17 protein-coding genes and 1 tRNA gene are annotated in these 19865 nt (G+C 65.9%); 11 read left to right on the top strand and 7 right to left on the bottom strand.

Translation table 11 applies throughout. The annotated features are described in order from the left end of the window. Positions 1 to 78 precede the first annotated feature (78 nt). The 9 genes from aceE (at position 79) to C795_RS0112760 (ending at position 10081) form a co-directional block, all read left to right on the top strand. Positions 79 to 2805, top strand: coding sequence for a pyruvate dehydrogenase (acetyl-transferring), homodimeric type (gene aceE, locus C795_RS0112800; protein WP_017794152.1), 2727 nt, complete (start codon positions 79 to 81; stop codon positions 2803 to 2805). 8 nt (positions 2806 to 2813) lie between these two features. Beyond that, positions 2814 to 4019 carry a PucR family transcriptional regulator gene (locus tag C795_RS0112795; protein ID WP_017794151.1) on the top strand — a complete coding sequence of 402 codons (1206 nt, stop codon included), beginning with the start codon at positions 2814 to 2816 and terminating at the stop codon, positions 4017 to 4019. Positions 4020 to 4098: 79 nt separating this feature from the next. Next, positions 4099 to 5019: an ACP S-malonyltransferase gene (locus C795_RS0112790; protein ID WP_017794150.1), complete on the top strand. Its 921-nt coding sequence runs from the start codon at positions 4099 to 4101 to the stop codon at positions 5017 to 5019. Positions 5020 to 5039: 20 nt separating this feature from the next. Beyond that, a complete protein-coding gene (locus C795_RS0112785) occupies positions 5040 to 6044 on the top strand; it encodes a beta-ketoacyl-ACP synthase III (RefSeq protein WP_017794149.1) in 1005 nt (334 codons plus the stop codon). Positions 6045 to 6083: 39 nt separating this feature from the next. Next, on the top strand, positions 6084 to 6332 hold the full coding sequence (locus C795_RS0112780) for an acyl carrier protein (protein ID WP_017794148.1): 249 nt from the start codon (positions 6084 to 6086) through the stop codon (positions 6330 to 6332). A gap of 67 nt (positions 6333 to 6399) precedes the next feature. Next, complete coding sequence (locus C795_RS0112775; protein WP_017794147.1) at positions 6400 to 7638, top strand: beta-ketoacyl-[acyl-carrier-protein] synthase family protein; 1239 nt, start codon at positions 6400 to 6402, stop codon at positions 7636 to 7638. 111 nt (positions 7639 to 7749) lie between these two features. Continuing rightward, positions 7750 to 8502: a glutamine amidotransferase gene (locus C795_RS0112770; protein ID WP_017794146.1), complete on the top strand. Its 753-nt coding sequence runs from the start codon at positions 7750 to 7752 to the stop codon at positions 8500 to 8502. A gap of 76 nt (positions 8503 to 8578) precedes the next feature. Then, entirely contained in the window at positions 8579 to 9034 is a 456-nt protein-coding gene (locus tag C795_RS0112765) for a MarR family winged helix-turn-helix transcriptional regulator (protein WP_017794145.1), read from the top strand. A gap of 69 nt (positions 9035 to 9103) precedes the next feature. Next, on the top strand, positions 9104 to 10081 hold the full coding sequence (locus tag C795_RS0112760; protein ID WP_026139662.1) for a zinc-binding dehydrogenase: 978 nt from the start codon (positions 9104 to 9106) through the stop codon (positions 10079 to 10081). 107 nt (positions 10082 to 10188) lie between these two features. Here the strand turns inward: C795_RS0112760 and C795_RS0112755 are convergent, their stop codons facing one another. Next, positions 10189 to 10677, bottom strand: coding sequence for a Dps family protein (locus tag C795_RS0112755; protein ID WP_017794143.1), 489 nt, complete (start codon positions 10675 to 10677; stop codon positions 10189 to 10191). A 184-nt stretch (positions 10678 to 10861) separates the two neighbouring features. On the opposite strand from C795_RS0112755, the gene C795_RS0112750 reads away from it, so the two are divergent. Then, positions 10862 to 10935, top strand: a tRNA-Ile gene (locus C795_RS0112750). Positions 10936 to 10990: 55 nt separating this feature from the next. On the opposite strand, the gene C795_RS16070 is transcribed toward C795_RS0112750, so the two are convergent. Next, on the bottom strand, positions 10991 to 11602 hold the full coding sequence (locus C795_RS16070; RefSeq protein WP_017794142.1) for a DUF308 domain-containing protein: 612 nt from the start codon (positions 11600 to 11602) through the stop codon (positions 10991 to 10993). Positions 11603 to 11642: 40 nt separating this feature from the next. Here C795_RS16070 and C795_RS0112740 point away from each other — a divergent pair, with 40 nt between their 5' ends. Beyond that, a complete protein-coding gene (locus C795_RS0112740; protein WP_017794141.1) occupies positions 11643 to 12311 on the top strand; it encodes a DNA-3-methyladenine glycosylase in 669 nt (222 codons plus the stop codon). Between the two features lie 8 nt (positions 12312 to 12319). Here C795_RS0112740 and C795_RS0112735 read toward each other — a convergent pair whose 3' ends face one another. From C795_RS0112735 to carA, 5 genes are all read right to left on the bottom strand, one after another. Further along, positions 12320 to 13330 carry a DMT family transporter gene (locus C795_RS0112735; RefSeq protein ID WP_017794140.1) on the bottom strand — a complete coding sequence of 337 codons (1011 nt, stop codon included), beginning with the start codon at positions 13328 to 13330 and terminating at the stop codon, positions 12320 to 12322. Continuing rightward, complete coding sequence (gene gmk / locus C795_RS0112730) at positions 13327 to 14253, bottom strand: guanylate kinase (protein ID WP_017794139.1); 927 nt, start codon at positions 14251 to 14253, stop codon at positions 13327 to 13329. Before gmk ends, C795_RS0112735 begins: the two co-directional genes overlap by 4 nt. A gap of 148 nt (positions 14254 to 14401) precedes the next feature. Further along, the gene (pyrF, locus tag C795_RS0112725) at positions 14402 to 15292 is read right to left on the bottom strand and encodes an orotidine-5'-phosphate decarboxylase (protein WP_017794138.1); all 891 of its coding nucleotides are present in this window, start codon (positions 15290 to 15292) and stop codon (positions 14402 to 14404) included. Next, a complete protein-coding gene (gene carB / locus C795_RS0112720; protein ID WP_017794137.1) occupies positions 15292 to 18588 on the bottom strand; it encodes a carbamoyl-phosphate synthase large subunit in 3297 nt (1098 codons plus the stop codon). The genes pyrF and carB overlap by 1 nt, the downstream gene beginning before the upstream one ends. Further along, entirely contained in the window at positions 18588 to 19799 is a 1212-nt protein-coding gene (carA, locus tag C795_RS0112715; RefSeq protein ID WP_017794136.1) for a glutamine-hydrolyzing carbamoyl-phosphate synthase small subunit, read from the bottom strand. The genes carB and carA overlap by 1 nt, the downstream gene beginning before the upstream one ends. Positions 19800 to 19865 lie beyond the last annotated feature (66 nt).

Below are 19865 nucleotides of genomic sequence, written 5' to 3'. Positions count from 1 at the left end.
TCAGCGGGATCCCCCGTGCCGCTCTAGCGCAAGAACCCGCGCTACTCCGGCACGCATCATGGTGAATGGAGCACAATCTTGGCTGTGAACACACAGGATCCCTACGCGCCGGATCAAGACGATGTGGACCCGCAGGAGACGGCAGAATGGCGCGAGTCTCTCGACGCTGTAGTCGATGAGCGAGGCCCCGCCCGAGGCCGCGAGATCATGACGAGCATGCTTGCTCGCTCGCGTGAGCTGCATCTTGGCGTGCCGATGGTACCGACTACCGACTACGTCAACACGATCGCCGCTGGCGACGAAGCGCCGTTCCCCGGGAACGAGGAGCTCGAGCGCCGCTACCGTTCGTGGATTCGCTGGAACGCCGCGGTCACCGTACACCGCGCACAGCGCCCGGGAATCGGCGTCGGTGGACACATTTCGACCTACGCTTCAGCCGCATCGCTGTACGAAGTGGGCTTCAACCATTTCTTCCGCGGCCAGGATCACCCCGGCGGCGGCGACCAGATCTTCATCCAGGGGCACGCCTCCCCCGGTATCTACGCTCGCGCATTCCTCGAGGGTCGCCTGACTGAGCAGGACCTTGATGGATTCCGTCAGGAGAAGTCGCAGGAGGGCCACGCCCTCCCCAGCTACCCACACCCGCGCAGCCTGCCCGATTTCTGGCAGTTCCCCACCGTGTCGATGGGTCTGGGCCCGATCAACGCGATCTACCAGGCGCAGACCAACCGCTACCTGACGAACCGTGGCATCAAGGACGCATCAGACCAGCACGTCTGGGCGTTCCTCGGCGACGGCGAAATGGACGAGGTTGAGAGCCGCGGACAGCTGCAGGTCGCAGCCAACGAGGGCCTCGACAACCTCACGTTCGTGATCAACTGCAACCTGCAGCGTCTCGACGGCCCGGTGCGTGGCAATGGCAAGATCATCCAGGAGCTCGAGAGCTACTTCCGCGGTGCCGGCTGGAACGTCATCAAGGTCGTCTGGGGTCGCGAGTGGGACGACCTGCTCGAGCGCGACACCGATGGTGCGCTGCTGAACATCATGAACACGACGCCCGACGGTGACTACCAGACCTACAAGGCCGAAAGTGGCGGATACATCCGCGACAATTTCTTTGGCAAAGATGAGCGTGCCGCTCGCCTCGTCGAAGACATGAGCGACGACGAGATCTGGGCGCTGCGCCGCGGCGGTCACGACTACCGCAAGGTATACGCCGCGTACGCTGAGGCACTCGCCCACAAGGGCCGCCCCACCGTAATCCTCGCGAAGACGGTCAAGGGCTACGGCCTCGGCCCGCACTTCGAAGGCCGCAACGCGACCCACCAGATGAAGAAGATGACGCTTGAGGATCTCAAGCTCTTCCGCGACACCATGCACATCCCGATCTCGGACGAGCAGCTTGAAGCCGATCCCTACAAGCCGCCGTACTACCACCCGGGCAATGATGATCCGGCGATCCAATACATGTTCGAGCGCCGCCGTGCGCTCGGAGGCTACGTGCCCTCGCGTCGCACCACGCATGCCGAGCTGACTCTTCCCGAAGCCAAGTCCTATGCCATCGCGGCCAAGGGCAGTGGCACGCAGGAAGCCGCAACGACCCAGGTCTTTGTGCGCATGCTTAAGGATCTCATGCGCGACAAGGGCTTCGGCAAGCGCTTTGTGCCGATCATCCCTGACGAGGCACGCACCTTCGGTATGGACGCGTACTTCCCCACCTCGAAGATCTACAACCCGCACGGCCAGAACTACGCGTCGGTAGACCGCGAACTGCTGCTCGCCTACAAGGAGAGCCCGCAGGGCGTGCTACTGCACGTGGGCATCAACGAGGCCGGCGCCACCGCGGCGTTCACCGCGGTTGGCACCTCGTACTCGACGCAGGGCGAGCCGCTGATTCCGATTTACATCTTCTACTCGATGTTCGGTTTCCAGCGCACCGGCGACGCATTCTGGGCTGCCGCAGACCAGATGACCCGTGGCTTCATTATCGGTGCCACCGCTGGCCGCACCACCCTCACGGGTGAGGGCCTGCAGCATGCCGATGGTCACTCGTTGGTGCTCGCAAACACGAACCCTGCTGTGATCTCGTATGACCCGGCCTACGGCTATGAGATCGGCCACATCGTGCGATCCGGCATCGAACGCATGTATGGCGGAACGCACTCGGACCCGAACGTCATGTACTACATGACCGTGTACAACGAGCCCATCGTGCACCCGGCGGAGCCCGAGGGTGCCGATGTCGACGGCATCATCCGCGGCATCCACCGCGTCAGTGCTGGCCCGGCAGCGGGTGTCAAGGCGCAGATTCTCGCTTCGGGCGTGGCTGTCCCCTGGGCTCGCGAGGCTCAGGAGATCCTGGCTCGTGACTGGGACGTCAGCGCCGAGGTGTGGAGCGTGACCAGCTGGTCAGAGCTGCGCCGCGACGGTGTCGAGGCAGAGAAGCACAACTTCCTCAACATGGACGAGGCCCCCCGCGTGCCGTACGTGACGCAGCGACTCGAGGGCTTCGAAGGCCCCGTGGTGGCCGTGAGCGATTGGTCAACCGAGGTCCCCGACCAAATTCGCCAGTTTGTGCCCGGTGACTACTCGGTGCTCGGCGCAGACGGCTTCGGCTTCTCTGACACGCGTGCCGCGGCCCGCCGCTTCTTCCACATCGATCGCGAGTCGATCGTTGTGAAGGTGCTGCAGCGCCTCGCCGCCCAGGGCAAGATCTCGGCCGACGTACCGCGTCGTGCTGCTGCCCAATACCGCCTGCTTGACGTGAACGCTGGTACCACCGGCGGCGCCGGCGGGGAGGCATAACCACTCATATGGAGGGGACGAAGGAGCAGGAGCTCGCCTGGCTGCGCACCATCACAGGCGAGCTCTCAACCCGCACGATTACTCGGCTCGACGACACGCTGCCATGGTACGGAAACATGCCACCCAGTCGCCGCTCGGCGGTCGGGCTCGTTGCTCAAACGGGCATCTCTTCGTTCATTCAGTGGTACGAGGATCCGTCTTCGACCCCGTGGATCGCGTCTGATGTGTTCAGCGCGGCCCCGCGCGAGCTGCTGCGTTCGATCAGTCTGCAAGAAACCTTGCAGCTGATTCGCGTGGTGGTCTCGGTGGTCGAGGATCGTGTGGCCCCCCGCAGCGAGTCACTGCGGGAGGCGATCCTGCACTACTCGCGCGACGTCGCATTTGCCGCGGCAGATGTGTACGCTCGCGCTGCCGAGGCGCGTGGCCTGTGGGACGCGCGCCTCGAGGCGCTCGTCGTCGACTCGATCCTCACGGGTGAGAGTGACGACGAGCTGCCCAGCCGGATTGCGGCCCTGGGCTGGCACGGTGACGGCGAAGTGGCGGTGCTCGTGGGCACCGCTGAGCGCGTCGTCGACGTCGATCAGCTGCGTCGCAACGCCCGCCATGCTGGCGCCGATGCACTCATCGGCTTGCAGGGCACCCGGCTCGTGCTCGTGTTGGGTCGGGTCGACCAGTCCCGGTTGCCCCAGACACTTTCTGGGCAGACGCCCGATCCGCTCTCGTTCTTGGAAATCGCCAAGCGGCTCTCTTCGGGCTTCTCCGATGGGCCACTCGTATTGGGCCCCACCGTCGAGAACCTCCTTGACGCGTCGCGCAGTGCACGTGCGGCGCTCGCGGGCGTTGCTGTGGCGCGCTCCTGGCGACACGCACCGCGCCCCGTCGGCGCAGACGATCTACTCCCCGAGCGCGCGCTCGCGGGTGATGGGCTTGCTCGGCGCACTCTGATCGAGCAAATCTACGAACCGCTGCTCGCGCACTCGACCGAGCTACTCGAGACGCTCTGGTGCTACCTCGACAACGGCCGCTCGCTCGAGGCCACGGCGCGCGAACTCTTCGTGCATCCCAACACCGTGCGGTATCGCCTCAAAAAGGTCTCTGAGGTCATCGGCTGGAATGCAACGGGGGCCCGCGAGGCCCTCATCCTGCAGTCGGCCCTCATCGCCGGTTCAATCGCGCAACACGGCCCGAGGCGCGCCGCAAACCCCAAGAAATGAAGCTATTCCACAATGATTTTCTACATTTATGGTGGGTTATATGCAGTTAATCGACCCGTCATCTGAGAAACTGTAAAGCGTGATTGTAATCGCCTGCCCGGGTCAGGGCTCTCAGACCCCCGGTTTCTTGAACGAGTGGCTCGAGCTCGACGGGGCCCGGGAGTTTCTCGCCGACGCCTCGACGCGCTCCGGTGTCGACCTGCTGATGCACGGCACTACGAGTGACGCCGACACGATTCGCGACACCGCGATTGCTCAGCCGCTGATCGTCGCCGCGAGCTTGCTCGCCTGGCGCGAGCTTTCGGCACGCACGTCGCTTGACGGGGTGGGCGTTGCCGGTCACTCGGTTGGCGAGTACGCCGCGGCCGCGGCCGCTGGCGTGTTGACCGCCGGTGACGCGCTCGCGCTCGTCGGTACCCGTGGCGCAGCCATGGCCGAGGCTGCCGGGCGCGAGCGCACCGGCATGGCCGCGGTGGTGGGCGGCGTCGAAGCCGACGTGATCGCCAAGATTGAGGCCCACGGCCTCACCCCGGCCAACCGCAATGGGGGCGGCCAGACCGTCGCCGCGGGCTCCCCCGAGGCCCTCGCAGCGCTCGCCGAGGACGCCCCTCGCGGTGCCCGCGTGATCCCGCTCCAGGTCGCAGGCGCCTTCCACACCGACTACATGGCCTCGGCGGTCCCCACGCTGCAGCAGGCAGCTGCGGGCGTGAGCGTGTCCGATCCGGATCGCCCCCTGTGGACCAATGCGGACGGTTCGCTTGTGACCTCGGGTGCCCGGTTTGTCGAGCTGCTCGTGTCGCAGATCGCCCAGCCCGTGCGCTGGGACGCGTGCATGGAGAGCTTCCAGCAGGCCGGCATTACAGGTCTCATCGAACTAGCACCCGCGGGCGCCCTCACCGGCATCGCAAAGCGCGCCCTCAAGGGCGTACCCACCGTCGCGGTGAAGACTCCAGCTGACCTCGACGCTGCGATCCAGCTGATCGCTGACTCGGCCAACTAAGGCCGACCGAAAGGATTTTCATGGCAACCCTCGTTCAGCCGACAGGCCCCGCCCACACCCGTATCCTCTCGATCGGTGCGGCCCGCGGCGATCTTGACGTTCCCAACGACGACATCGTGGGCCCGATCGATTCCTCGGATGAGTGGATTCGTCAGCGCACGGGCATTATCCAGCGTCGACGCGCAAGCGCCGAGATTGCCGCGGTAGATCTCGCCGTCGCCGCGGGCGAAGAGGCCATCGTAAAGTCGGGTCTCGACCGCAGCGAGATCGACGGCGTCATCATCTCGACGATTTCCAACGTCGCGGTCACCCCGTCGATGGCCTCGCTTGCGGCCCACCGCCTCGGCCTGACCCCCGCCGCCGCATTTGATATCTCGGCCGCGTGCGCCGGCTACGTGTACGCCGTCGGTCAGGCAGACGCGCTCGTGCGCGCGGGCAACTGCAAGAACGTGCTCGTGATTGGCGCAGAGAAGCTCTCTGACATCATCGACCCGACCGATCGCAGCATCTCTTTCCTTCTCGCCGATGGCGCGGGAGCCGTCGTCGTGGGCGCAAGTGATCACACCGGCATCGGCCCGACCGTGTGGGGCTCCGACGGCGAGAAGTGGGACACGATCCGTGTCACCTCGACGTTCCAGGAGTACCGCGAGAACCCGACCGAGGTCGCCTGGCCCACGCTGCGCCAGGACGGCCAGACGGTGTTTCGCTGGGCGGTGTGGGAGATGGCGAAGGTCGCCCGCCGCACCCTCGAAGAGTCGGGTATCAAGCCCGAGGATCTCGCCGCATTTATTCCACACCAGGCCAACCTGCGCATCATCGACGAGTTTGCGAAGCAGCTGAAACTGCCCGAGTCTGTCGTCGTCGCCCGCGATATTGAGATGCAGGGCAACACGTCTGCCGCCTCGATTCCGCTCGCGATGCACGCGCTGCTCGAGGAGCACCCCGAGCTCTCGGGTGGCCTAGCACTGACGATCGGCTTCGGCGCGGGCCTCGTGTTCGGCGCTCAGGTCGTCGAGATCCCCTAAACTTCTACAGCCCCTATCAATATCCAAGGAGAAACTACTATGGCATTCAGCAACGAAGAGGTCCTCGCAGGCCTGGCCGAGCTCATCAACGACGAGACCGGCATCGCCGCAGACGTTGTCGCACTCGACAAGTCCTTCACCGATGATCTCGACATCGACTCGATCTCGATGATGACCATCGTCGTCAACGCAGAAGAGAAGTTCGACGTCAAGATCCCCGACGAAGAGGTCAAGAACCTGAAGACCGTCGGCGACGCCGTCGACTTCATCGTGAAGGCTCAGGCCTAAGCGATTTCCTGGCGGGGCGCCATTGCGCCCCGCCTCCAAAATTTTTCACCACGTGGAGCACTCACATATGACGAAGAAGATTGTCGTTACCGGTATCGGCGCATCGAGCCCCATCGGTGGCACAGCATCCGAGACCTGGGACGCACTCCTCGCCGGAGCCTCCGGAGCCAGATCCCTCGGGTTTGACTGGGTCGAGCAGTACGACCTGCCCGTCACCTTTGCCGCCAAGGCAAAGGTTTCGCCCGAAGAAGTCCTCGCCCGCCCCGTCTGGAAGCGCTTGGACCCTTCCAGCCAGTTCGCGCTCGTCGCGGCCATGGAGGCGTTTGCAGACGCGGGCAGCCCCGAGCTCGACACCGAGCGTCTCGGCGTCGACTGGGCTACCGGGATCGGCGGCCTGTGGTCGCTGCTCGACGCGTGGGACACCCTGCGTGAGAAGGGCCCTCGCCGCGTTCTGCCGCTGACGGTGCCCATGCTCATGCCTAACGCTCCGGCCGCGGCCGTGTCGATGCATTTTGAGGCGCGCGCCTACGCACGCACCGTCGCATCGGCCTGCGCTTCGAGCACCGAAGCCATCGTCAACGCCTACGAGCATCTTCAGGCCGGGTACGCCGATGTCGTGATCGCTGGCGGTTCAGAGGCGGCGATCCACCCGATCACGCTCGCATCGTTCAGCTCGATGCAGGCGCTGTCGAAGCGCAACGACGATCCCGCGACTGCGTCGCGTCCCTACGATCTGAACCGTGACGGCTTCGTCATGGGCGAGGGCGCAGCCGCACTGGTGTTGGAGACCGAGGAGCACGCGCTCGCTCGCGGCGCTCGCATTTACGCCGAGATTGCTGGCGGCGGCGTGACCGCTGATTCGTACCACATCACGGCCCCCGAGCCCGAGGGCAAGGGCGCGAGCCGCGCCGTCGAGCTTGCGCTCGAGCAGGCGGGCGCAACCGCGGCCGATGTGACGCACATCAACGCGCACGCCACGTCGACCCCCGTGGGCGACATCGCCGAGTACACGGCTCTCAAGCGCGTGTTCGGTGACCGCGTGCACGAGATCCCCGTGTCGGCCACGAAGGCGGCCACCGGCCACCTGCTCGGCGGCACTGGTGCGCTCGAGGCCATGTTCACGGTGCTCGCGCTGCATAACCGCACGGCGCCTCCGACGATCAACCTCGTTGAGCAGGATCCCGCGATCCCGCTCAAGGTGTCGGTTGAGGCTCAGGCGCTCGATGCTGGCCCCCAGCTGGCCATCTCAAACTCGTTTGGGTTCGGCGGACACAACGCGGTTCTCGCGGTTCGCTCGTACAACTAGTTCGCATTTTCCCTGCCGCGGCCGCAGCGCTTCGTTCCCTCGGGTTACGGTGTGTTGCGGCCGCGGTGTCTCACGCATGCGCGGCAAGCGGCCGCACGATACGGTACTGATATGAAGCCTTTTCTGCTCATCACCACGCGCGGTGAAGACGCCGAGGCCGCCGATGAGCACGCGGCCTACTGTCGCCTCACGGGCCTGCTGCCTGAGGACCTCGAGTGGCGCCGGATCGAGTCGGGCCCGCTCGGGGCCATTGACTTCGCGGCGTACTCCGGGATCATCCTCGCGGGGAGCCCGTTTACGGTGAGCGAGCCAGACGAACAGAAGTCCCCTGTCGAGTTGCGGGTCGAACGCGAGCTGTCTGAGCTGCTCACCGAGGTTGTACGCATCGACTTCCCATTCTTGGGTGTCTGCTACGGTATCGGCACGATTGGGGCGCATCAGGGGGCGCGCGTCGACCGCACCTACGGTGAGAGCTCACAGGCCGCGCGCATCAGTCTCACCGATGCTGGCCTCATTGACCCCCTGCTGCACCAGCTGCCCGCCACGTTCGATGCGTTTGTGGGGCACAAGGAAGCGATCGCCGAAGTACCCGACACCATCACGGTGCTGGCGAGCTCCCCCACCTGTCCCGTGCAGGCCTTTCGCATCGGCGATAACGTCTACGCGACGCAGTTTCACCCCGAGCTCGACACCGCATCGTTTACGTCGCGCGTGCGCACCTACGCAAACCACGGCTACTTCGAGCCGAGCGAGGTCGACTCCATCATCGAGGGCGTCGAGCGCGCTGACGTGCGCGCCTCCCACATGGTGCTCGGACGCTTCGTCGAGCAGTACATCTCCTCGGGCCTCTCAGCCGTTTCGTAGGCGCCCGGAACCTGTCAAGGTTCGCCCGTGGCGAATATAAGTTGTGCACAATCTAGTTGTGTACAAGAATAGTGACATGTCGATCACACGAGAGATGGTGTGCTTCTCGCTCTACGCAGCGACCCGGGCCACCACGCAGGCCTATCGCCAGCTCCTAGAACCCTGGGGGCTCACCTATCCGCAATACCTCGTGCTCGCGACACTGTGGATTGATGGCGAGCAGTCAGTCACCTCACTCGGCAACCATCTGCAGCTCGACTCAGGCACGCTGTCTCCCCTGCTTCGCCGCATGGAACAGGGAGAACTGGTGCGCCGCGAGCGCCGTGCCGACGATGAGCGCGTGGTGACCGTCGTGCTGGGCGAACGGGGGCTGTCGCTCCGCGCAGAGCTTTCCGATATTCCCCGTCAGATCGCGGCTGGCACCGGACTCCCCGACATGGAGGCTGCCACCGCGCTGATCGAGACGCTGCGGCATCTCACTGAGACGATGCAGGCGGTCAGCGCGCAAGCCCGCACCGACTCCACGTCATAACCGAATTCACACAACGCTAAGGACTTCACCGTGACCAATACTTCCGACTCCACTACCGGCACCAACACGATGCGCGCACTCGTGCAGCAGGAGTTCGGCGCTCCGGCCGACGTGCTCGCCGTCGTTGAGCGCCCGATCCCCCAGCCTGGGCCCGGGCAGGCCCGTGTGCGCACGCTCCTCGCGGCCGTCCACAACCATGACCTCCTGACCGCTCGAGGCACGTATGGGTTCAAGCCAGAACTGCCAGCGCTTGCTGGCACCGAGGCCGTCGGGGTGATTGACGCGCTGGGTGAGGGGGTCGATCACCTGCAGATCGGCCAGCGGGTTGCGACGGGCGGAACCTTTGGCATCTGGGCCGAGTACTTCGTTGCGAACGCGGCCGGGCTCATTCCAGTGCCCGAACCCCTGACCGACGAGATGGCTGCTCAGCTCGTCTCTATGCCGTTTAGCGCACTCAGCCTGCTTGACTCGCTCGGGCTCAGCGCGGGCGACTGGCTCATCCAGAATGCCGCCAATGGCGCGGTAGGACGCATGGTGGCTCAGCTCGGCGCAGCCCGCGGTATCAACGTCGTGGGTCTCGTGCGCCGCAGCGCCGGTGTCGAGGAGCTTCGCGCCAGCGGCATCGAGCGGATCATTGCGACGGATCACGACGATTGGCGCGCTCAGCTCCAAGAAGTGACCGGCGGTGCCGAGATCCGCGTCGGCATCGACTCGGTTGGCGGCACGGCAGTGGGCGACGTCCTGTCGACCCTCGCGACAAATGGCACCCTTGTGGTCTTTGGCGCGATGGCATCGCCTACAATGCAGATCGCATCGAGCGACGTCATCTTCAAACAGGCCACGGTTCAGGGCTTCTGGGGCAGCATCGTCATGCGAGACATGCCCGCAGACGTCAAGGGCCGCCTGTTCGGTGAGCTCGTCGGGCGCGTGCTCGACGGAACGCTCACACTGCCGGTCTCGGGCACATTCGCGCTCGAGGACTTTAGCGCCGCTGTCGCCACAAGCACGGCCCCCGGCCGAGTCGGCAAGGTGCTGCTCAAGCCGTAGCGTCTGAGGGCCTGCGGCTGCCCCAGGGCAACTCAAGGGTGGGTGCGATCAATAAGGATCACACCCACCCTGTTACGCGCTTCCGAACCGGTCACGCGCGTGTGACGTTACTCGGCGAAGTGCGAGACGAGGAACCAGCGATCCTTGTCGAGCTGCTGCGCAATCGCGATCACGAGGTCTTGGCTCACGAGATCGATATCGTCGAGTCCCTTCACTGCCGCGTAGACCGTCTCAAGCGTGGCATCGATCTGGGCTACGATCTCGCGTACTGTGACGCTCGACTTCTGAAACCCGTCGCTCAGCGCCGGCGTGGACGTGCGCGCGGCAACCGTGCCGAGGCGGGCGTCGATCGGCAGGCCGAGTGCGACGATGCGTTCGGCAACCGTGTCTGATGCGTCCTGCGCGTGCGCGACGACATCGTCGAGAAACTCGTGTACCCCGATAAAGTTCTCGCCGCGCACGTGCCAGTGCGCCTGCTTGCCGTTGACGGCAAGGGCGATGAGGTCGTGCACGACCGGGGTCAGGTACTGTGCAACGCCGGTGGGGCGGTGCAGGTCACCCTGCGCCGCGGGAACTGTGATCTGCTTGGTGGCCATCGGTGTGTTCCTTTCAGTGGTCGCTGTCGTGCGAACACCCCTAACGCTACGCGTTTTTGGCGCGCAATCAAGCAAGGTGAGGCTACGCTTGGTACCCCTCGGGCGACTGCCAGGTGACGCGGCGGCACGCCAGCCGCAAATGCTGGCGCGCCTGCGAAACCCACTAAGATGAGAGGGTTGTCTTGGGGCGGTAGCTCAGTTGGTTAGAGCACACGACTCATAATCGTTCGGTCACGGGTTCAAGTCCCGTCCGCCCTACCGACACAGAGCCCGGTGAAGTCTCACCGGGCTCTTGCTGTCTCTGCGACGCTGGCTACAGAATAATCGTCGTCTGCGACGCCGGGCCACCGCGGCGCAGCTTGCGCGTCAGCCACACGACGAAGACGCCGAGAGCGATCAGGCAGAGGCCGCCGATCACGGCGACGACCGCGAGGGCGAGGTCGGGCCAGATGAGGGCGACCACCCCGCCCGCGGCGAGCAGCGCTCCGGGCAATAGCGCGGTAACTTTCCCGAGGCCACGCCCACCGGCGCGCGCGGCCGCCGCGGCAATGAATCGCGAGGCGAACGCGATCCAGATCGCTCCGAGGGCGATGAAGCCGACCCCCGCGAACGTCACAATCGCGGTCGCGATCGCATCGGGCATGAGAAATGCGAGCACGCCCAGGAGCCCGAGCAGTGCGCCGCCGATCAGACCCACGCCACCGCGGGTCATGAGCCCGATCCCGTTGACCAGTAGGGCCGCGCCCACGAGCACGCCCAGCAGCCAGGTGGCCGCGAAAATCGGCCACACGATCAGGCCGAGGCCCGCGGCGATCATGACGCCACCCGCGACGAAACCCCAGACTCCGCTGGGGCGGCGAGGTATGCCCGCACCGGCGCTCTGCGGCTCGTCGGGACTGATCGGTGGTTGAAACTGAATACTCACGTTCTCACTGTACTCCGCGCAACAGTGACACACTGGAGAGGTGGATCGCGCGTTCTTTCTTCCCCCGGCTCTCGAAGTGGCGCCCCGGCTGCTCGGCGCGCAGCTGACCGTCGAGTCCGAGGCTGGTTCGGTGACGCTCCGCATCACCGAGGTGGAGGCGTACCACGGCCTCGGGGCCCCCGGCCCCTACGACCCCGGCTCCCACGCGCGCCGGGCGCGCACCGACCGCAACGGGTCTATGTTCGGCCCACCCGGCCACGCCTACGTTTACTTCAGCTACGGCATGCACCATGCGATCAACATGGTCTGCTCCCCCGAAGATGTCGCCTCGGGCGTCCTGATTCGCTCGGGCGAGATCATCGACGGGGCAGTGCTTGCTGAGGCGCGACGCCACCGCAAGCGGCGCGGCACGCACGATCCGGATCCCGATGCGCCCGCCATCAGCGCGCGCATGCTGGCTCGCGGCCCGGGCAACGTTGCCGCGGCCCTGGGTCTCGCGCGCGAGACCCACGACGGGCTCGACCTGTTCGCGCCCCCATTTCGCGTGGATCCGCGAACTGCGAGTTTCGATCTCACGAGTATTCAATCCGGGCCCCGCGTCGGAGTCGCGGGCGAAGCTGGCGGCCCGGCATTTCCGTGGCGATTCTGGATCGCGCACGAACCCACGGTGTCGGCCTTTCGGCCCGGCCGCGGGGCGCCACGAGCCTAACTGCAGGCTCAGCTGCCAGCCGTGTCCGAGCTGCGTGAGTTCTCTGCGTGCTCGTCCACCAGCACCGACTGGCCGGTCTGCGGGTGAAATTTTGCGAGCCCCACCACACCGATGACCGCGACAATGCCCGAGAGCACGAATCCGAGGATGGCCCAGCCCGAGGCTCCGGCGGCCTCGTTCAGCACCACGATGCCGATGAGCACCGCGACGAGCGGGTCGATGACGGTGAGCCCCGCGACCACCAGATCGGGCGGCCCCGAAGAGTAGGCGTTCTGCACGTAGACCATGCCCACCAGGGCGCCCGACACGAGTGCGAGCACACACACCCAGGTGAGCCAGTCGAACTCGCCCTGCTGCATGCGCCCAATGACAGCCTTCGCGAAGGTTGCTACGAAGCCGTAGAGCACGCCCGCCCCCACGATGTAGAGCAGCGCGATTGCGCGGTGGCGCAGGGCAATCAGCGTGACCACCGTCGCGAGAAACACGATGCCAAACAACACGAGAATCGTGATGAGCTTCTGGTCGGTGACGGGCCGATCGGCGGCGCTGAATGCAGCAATGGTCACGAACGCGACGATGCCGGCCACGCACATGGCGATCGAGGCGCGGGCGCGCTTGCCCAGCTTTACTCCGCTGAGACGGGAGTTCAGCACCGAGGTGATGACGAGCCCCACGACGCCAATGGGCTGCACCACGATGAGTGGCGACAGCGACAGCGAGCCGATTTGAAAGACGACGGCGAGGCCGAGGAGGATCGTGCCAATCAACCATGATGGGCGCGCCACAAGCTTCAATATGTGCCGCAGCGAAAGCCCCGAGCCAGCGCTTTGGCCCGTGAGCCGCTCGACCTTGTTCAGGCCGCGTGATTGATACTGGGCACCGAATGCGAGGAACACCGCACCAACGAGGGCGACGGGGATGCCCCAGAACTGCTGCGGATCAAGCTCCACCTGATCGGCCGAACCCGCCGTTGCGCCGATCAGAGCGAGCGCGGCGTGCATCTGGGGTAGGAGGGTCATGCGCTCGCGTTCCGCTCGCCACGCATCACGGCGAGCAGTTGCTCGGCCGCGCGGGGAACCTCATCATTCACGATGATCTCGTCAAACTCTTCTGCTGCCGCCAGCTCCACCTTTGCGGTTTCGAGCCGGCGCGCGCGCTCCTCTTCGTCTTCGGTGCCGCGGCCAACCAGCCGATTCACCAGCTCGTCCCAGCTGGGCGGGGCGAGGAACACGAGCTTGGCCTCGGGCATGCTCGCGCGTACCTGGCGGGCGCCCTGGAGGTCGATCTCGAGCAGCATCAGTTCACCGCGCTCAGCAGATTCGACCACGGGGCCGCGCGGCGTACCGTAGCGGTACTTGTTGTGCACGGTGGCCCACTCGAGTAGGTCGCCGCTCGCGAGCATGCGGTCGAAGCGCTCCTCATCGACAAAGTAGTAGTGCGAGCCGTCGACCTCGCCGGGGCGGGGGTCCCGGGTCGTCGCCGACACTGACAGTCGCACCTCAGGGAAGTGCTCGCGAATGTAGCTGACGACCGTGCCCTTGCCTACGGCCGTGGGCCCGGCGAGCACGGTGAGGGGCGGACGAGCGCCCTGATCTGCCACGCCCATGCGGTCCCGCACGAAATCGGTCAGCCGGTCACGCTGCAGCTTGCCGAGGCCGCCCAGGCGCTTCTTCTCAGAGATCTCAAGCTCGCGTCGCACGCGGTCGGCTTTCACCTCACCAATCGCGGGGAACGATAGCAGGAAGTCGGTAATGCGAAGCGTCGCCGCAGCGCTGCTCGGCACGAGAGACTGCTCGAGCACGCGCAGCGGGGTAATCTCACCGCTGCGCAGCTTGCGCTTGAGTTCGGCGCGGGCCTGACGGGCCGCGACTGCGGCACGGCTTGCGGCCGCCCGATCAACTGTAGGCATCGGGTGAGCACCCGAGTGCATCTTCTCGCTCATTATCCCCACGATACCCTCATTCTGCCCGGTCAGGCCACATTACCCGCGAGACGGGCACGTCGCTTTCAGCAAATGCAAAACGCTCGGTGGGCAGCCAAGGCTGCCCACCGAGCGTTTGGTGCTGCGGAGTTACTGGACGCGCGAGGCGTTACTGTTCGAGCGCGGTGCGAATTGCGGCGGCTCGCTCTTCGATCCGGATCGCGAGGCCCGTGGGCCCACCGCGCAGAATGCTGCGCGACTCGTTCGCCAGCAGCGCCTGTCCGATGCCGCCGAAGATGCGGTGCGCATCCTCGATGCGGGCGCCTTGGTGGCCGAAGCCGGGCGCGAGCACGGGCAGTGCGGGTCCCGCAGGCCGCTCCCCCGTCTCGATGCCGAAGTCGGCGAGTTCGAGGGTGGCGCCGAGCACCACCCCGATCGAGCCGACCGCGTCGGGAGTGGACCCTGCCGCGGTGCGTGCGGCCTCGTGCGCACCGTTCCATGCCTCGGCGTCAGCGACCATGGCCGCTGCGACCGTGCGGCCGTCGGCGCGCACTGCTCGCTGCACCTCGCGCGCCTCGGGGTTCGAGGTCGCGGCGAGCACGAACAGGCCCTTGCCGTGGTGCTCGACGTGCGTGAACGCCCCGGCCAGGCTCTCAAAGCCCTGGTAGGCGACCACCGTCATCGCGTCGGCCTCGAGCGGTGCCCCGGGCATCAGCCAGGCGTTCGCGTAAGCCGCAAACGTGGATCCGATGTCGCCCCGCTTTACATCGGCGACGACCAGCAGGCCAGCCTCGCGCGCGTCGGCAAAGACGCGCTCGAGGGCGGCGAACCCGGCCGAGCCGAACCGTTCGAACAGGGCGATCTGCGGCTTTACACACGCGGCGACGCCGGCGGCGGCCGCGACGACGTCACGGCCCATCCGCTCAGCGCCAGCAGCATCGTCGGCCACGCCCCAGTCAGCGAGCAGCGCCTCGTGGGGATCAATGCCGGCGCACAGGTGGTGGCCCGCCGCGAATTCCGCGGCGAGCCTCCCCCCGAACGTGGGTGATGCGTTGGTCATCACGCGCCCTGTGTAGCCCGTGCATCGACGCGGTCTGCCTCGTACTCCTGCAGCGACTTCACATCGAAAGCAATTGCGGAGGCCGACATCGCGCCGACTGCTGCGGAGAGCTCCGAGATCGTCGTGAACACCGGGATACCCGCAGCAACCGCAGCCGCGCGAATCTCGTAGCCGTCGGCGCGAGCCGCGCTGCCGGAGGGGGTGTTCACGATCATGTCGACGCGCTGGCCGTTGATCAGATCGACGATGGTCTCGCCCTCGTTGCGGGCCGAGTGCTTGAGCACCGTCTGCGACTTGATGCCGTTTCGCGCCAGAACCACCTGGGTGCCCTGGGTGGCGAGGATCGTGTAGCCGAGCTCCTGCAGACGCAGGGCCGGCAGCACAACCGCACGCTTGTCACGGTCGGCAACCGACAGGAACACGGTGCCCTCGGTGGGCAGCGCGCTGCCTGCGGCGGCCTGGCTCTTTGCGAACGCGGTCGGGAAGTCGCGGTCCATGCCCATGACCTCACCGGTCGAGCGCATCTCGGGCCCGAGCAGCGAGTCAACGACCTGGCCGTCCTTGGTGTGGAAGCGCTTAAACGGAAGCACGGCCTCCTTCACCGCGATCGGAGCATCGATCGGCACGCGCGAGCCGTCGCGCTCGGGCAGGAAGCCCGAGTCGATGAGCTGCTGGATCGACTCGCCAGCCATGATGCGCGATGCGGCCTTTGCTACCGGGATGCCGAGCGCCTTTGCGACGAACGGAACCGTGCGGCTTGCGCGGGGGTTTGCCTCGAGCACGTAGAGGACGCCCTGAGCGATCGCGAACTGTACGTTCAGCAGACCACGCACGCCGATGCCCTCGGCGATGCCCTGGGTCGCCTCGCGCACGCGGGCCAGGTCAGCGTGACCGAGGGTGATGGGAGGCAGGGTGCAGCTCGAGTCGCCCGAGTGAACTCCGGCCTCCTCGATGTGCTCCATGATGCCGCCCACGTAGAGCTGCTCGCCGTCGAAGAGCGCGTCAACGTCGATCTCGATCGCGTCGTCGAGGAAGCGGTCGATCAGCAGCGGGTGGCCCGGGCCCACAAGGGCGTGGCCCTCGATGCGCTCGAAGTAGCCGTGCACCGATGCCGTGTCGTAGATGATCTCCATGCCACGGCCGCCGAGCACGAACGAGGGGCGCACGAGTACGGGGTAACCGATCTCCTCGGCGACACGAATCGTGCCCTCCTTGTCGATAGCGGTGCCGTTGCGGGGCGCGAGGATGCCAGCGCGGTCGAGAATCTCGGCGAACGCGCCGCGCTCCTCAGCCAGGTCGATCGCCTCAGGCGTGGTGCCCAGGATCGGGATGCCAGCGTCCTTCAGCGGCTGCGCGAGTCCGAGGGCCGTCTGGCCACCCAGCTGCACGACGACGCCGACGAGCTCGCCCGAAGCCTGCTCTGCGTGGATGACCTCGAGCACGTCCTCGAGCGTGAGCGGCTCGAAGTAGAGACGATCGCTCGTGTCGTAGTCGGTCGAAACCGTCTCGGGGTTGCAGTTGATCATGATCGTCTCGTAGCCCGCTTCAGACAGGGCGAACGAGGCGTGCACGCACGAGTAGTCAAACTCGACGCCCTGACCGATGCGGTTGGGGCCCGAACCGAGGATCACGATCTTCTTGCGATCAGACGGCGTCACCTCGGTCTCGAGGTCGTAGGACGAGTAATGGTACGGCGTGAGCGCGGGGAACTCGCCGGCGCACGTGTCGACCGTCTTAAAGACGGGGCGCAGGCCGAGGCCGTGGCGCAGGCCGCGAATCTCAGACTCGCTGACGCCGCGCAGCTGCGCGATCTGAGCGTCCGAGAAGCCGTGGTCCTTCGCCTCGGTGAGCAGCTCGATCGAGAGCTGCGCTGCAGCCTTGACGCGGTCAGCGACCTCGTTGATGAGCACGATCTGGTCGAGGAACCAGGGGTCGATCGCGGTCGCAGCAAAAACCTGCTCGATCGATGCGCCGAGACGGAATGCCTGCTGAATGTCGATGATGCGGCCGTCGGTGGGGCGCACCATGGTCTCGAGCAGCTCCTCAACCGGGCGGGTCTCCTCGCCCCAGTGGAACGAGCTGCCGCGCTTCTCGAGCGAGCGCAGCGCCTTCTGCAGTGCGGTCGTGAAGTTACGACCGATCGCCATTGCCTCGCCCACAGACTTCATGGTCGTGGTCAGCGTGTCGTCGGCGGCGGGGAACTTCTCGAACGCGAAGCGGGGAACCTTCACCACGACGTAGTCAATCGAGGGCTCGAAGCTCGCGGGCGTCTTCTGCGTGATGTCGTTCGTGATCTCGTCGAGGCGGTAGCCCAGTGCGAGCTTCGCGGCGATCTTGGCGATCGGGAACCCGGTAGCCTTCGACGCGAGCGCCGAGGAACGCGAGACGCGGGGGTTCATCTCGATCACGATGACGCGACCGGTCTTGGGGTCGATGGCGAACTGAATGTTGCAGCCGCCCGTGTCGACGCCCACCGAGCGAATGATGTCGATCGAGATGTCGCGCAGGTTCTGGTACTCACGGTCCGTGAGCGTCAGCGCGGGTGCCATGGTGATCGAGTCACCCGTGTGCACGCCAACGGCGTCGAAGTTCTCGATCGAGCACACGACCACCGAGTTGCCGGCGTTGTCGCGCATCAGCTCGAGCTCGTACTCCTTCCACCCGAGGATCGACTCCTCGAGCAGTACCTCGGTGGTGGGGCTGTAGTGCAGGCCGTCGCCGACGATGCGTACGAGCTCCTCCTCGGTGTAGGCGAAGCCCGAACCGAGACCGCCCATGGTGAACGAGGGGCGCACGACGAGGGGGTAACCCAGGTCCTTCGCGAACTCCTTCGCCTCTTCGACCGTGTTTGCGATGTACGACTTTGCGACGTCAGCGCCGCACTCAAGGACGAGTTCCTTGAAGATCTGGCGGTCTTCGCCGCGGTTGATCGCCTCGGGCTTCGCACCGATGAGCTCCACGTTGTACTTCGCGAGGATGCCCTGCTCATGCAGTGCCATTGCCGCGTTCAGTGCGGTCTGGCCGCCCAGCGTCGGCAGGATCGCGTCGGGCTTCTCCTTGGCGATGATCGACTCGATGACCTCGGTGGTGATCGGCTCGATGTAGGTCGCGTCAGCGAAGTCGGGGTCGGTCATGATCGTGGCCGGGTTCGAGTTCACGAGGATGACGCGGACGCCCTCCTCGCGCAGCACGCGGCAGGCCTGGGTGCCCGAGTAGTCAAACTCGCAGGCCTGGCCAATGACGATCGGCCCTGAGCCGATAACGAGAACAGAATTGATGTCTGTGCGCTTAGGCATTAGATGGTCTCCTTGGTGCCGGCGTTGGCGCGCTGCTGGTGCGCGCGAACCGAATCTGCAAAGCGTTCAAAAAGGTAGAAGGCGTCGTGCGGGCCTGCCGCTGCCTCGGGGTGGAACTGCACAGAGAACGCGGGGATGTCGAGGCACTCGAGCCCCTCCACCACCTGGTCGTTCAGGCTGTAGTGGCTGACCTGCACGCGACCAAACCCGGCCGGTGAGGCGAACTCGCCCTCGATGGGAGCCTCGACGGCGAAGCCGTGGTTCTGCGCCGTGATCTGTACCTGGCCGGTGCGCTTATCGAGCACGGGCTGGTTGATGCCGCGGTGTCCGAAGGGCAGCTTGTAGGTGTTCAGGCCGAGGGCACGGCCGAGCAGCTGGTTGCCGAAGCAGATGCCGAAGTAGGGCACGCCGTCGCGCAGCACCTCTGCGAGCAGCTCGACCTGAGCGCCGCTTGCGGCGGGGTCGCCGGGGCCGTTTGAGAAGAACACCGCGTCGGGGGCAATCTCGCGCAGCTGCGCGATGGTCGTTGAGGCGGGCAGCACTGCGACGTCGAAGCCGTGCTCGGCGAGGTAGCTCACCGTCTGGCGCTTGATACCGAGATCGAGCACGGCGATCGTACCGATCCGGTCCACGCCCTCGGCGACGGGAACGTCGTAGCGCTCGGGCGTCGTGACGAGCTCAGAGAGGTTCTTGCCCTCCATGCCGGCCTGCTCGATGACGAGCGCGAGCTGCGTGTCATCGCTGAGTTCGAGGGCCGCGCCCGAGAACACGCCGGCGCGCATGGCGCCTGCGGAGCGGATCCGGCGCGTCACAGCGCGGGTATCGATACCCGAGATGCCGACGACGCCGTCCGCGACGAGATCCTCGTCGAGCGAACGCTCGGCGCGGAAGTTCGAGATGCGGCGCGCAGGATCGCGCACGATGAAGCCCGAGGCCCACATCTTGCGTGATTCCTTGTCGGCATCGTTGACGCCGGTGTTGCCGATGTGCGGCGCCGTCATCATGACGATCTGCCCCGCGTACGAGGGGTCAGTGAGGGTTTCCTGGTAGCCCGTCATGCCGGTCGAGAAGACAATCTCGCCCAGCGTCTGGCCCGTAGCACCGTAAGCGCGGCCAGCGTATCGCGTGCCGTCCTCGAGCACCAGCACTGCGGGGCCCTGAGCCACAGCAGCAGCTGGGGGCACCGTTACATCGGTCGTCTGCGTAGTCACGCGTCCTCCTGAGTTGTATCTGTGAAATGTGATGAGTCATTCGCAGCGGCCTGATCGGCCGGTGCG

It is taken from the genome of Leucobacter salsicius M1-8 (assembly GCF_000350525.1).
GTDB lineage: Bacteria > Actinomycetota > Actinomycetes > Actinomycetales > Microbacteriaceae > Leucobacter > Leucobacter salsicius.
The sequence above is the reverse complement of the archived record's forward strand: the minus strand, read 5'-3'. Positions and strand labels throughout refer to the sequence as shown.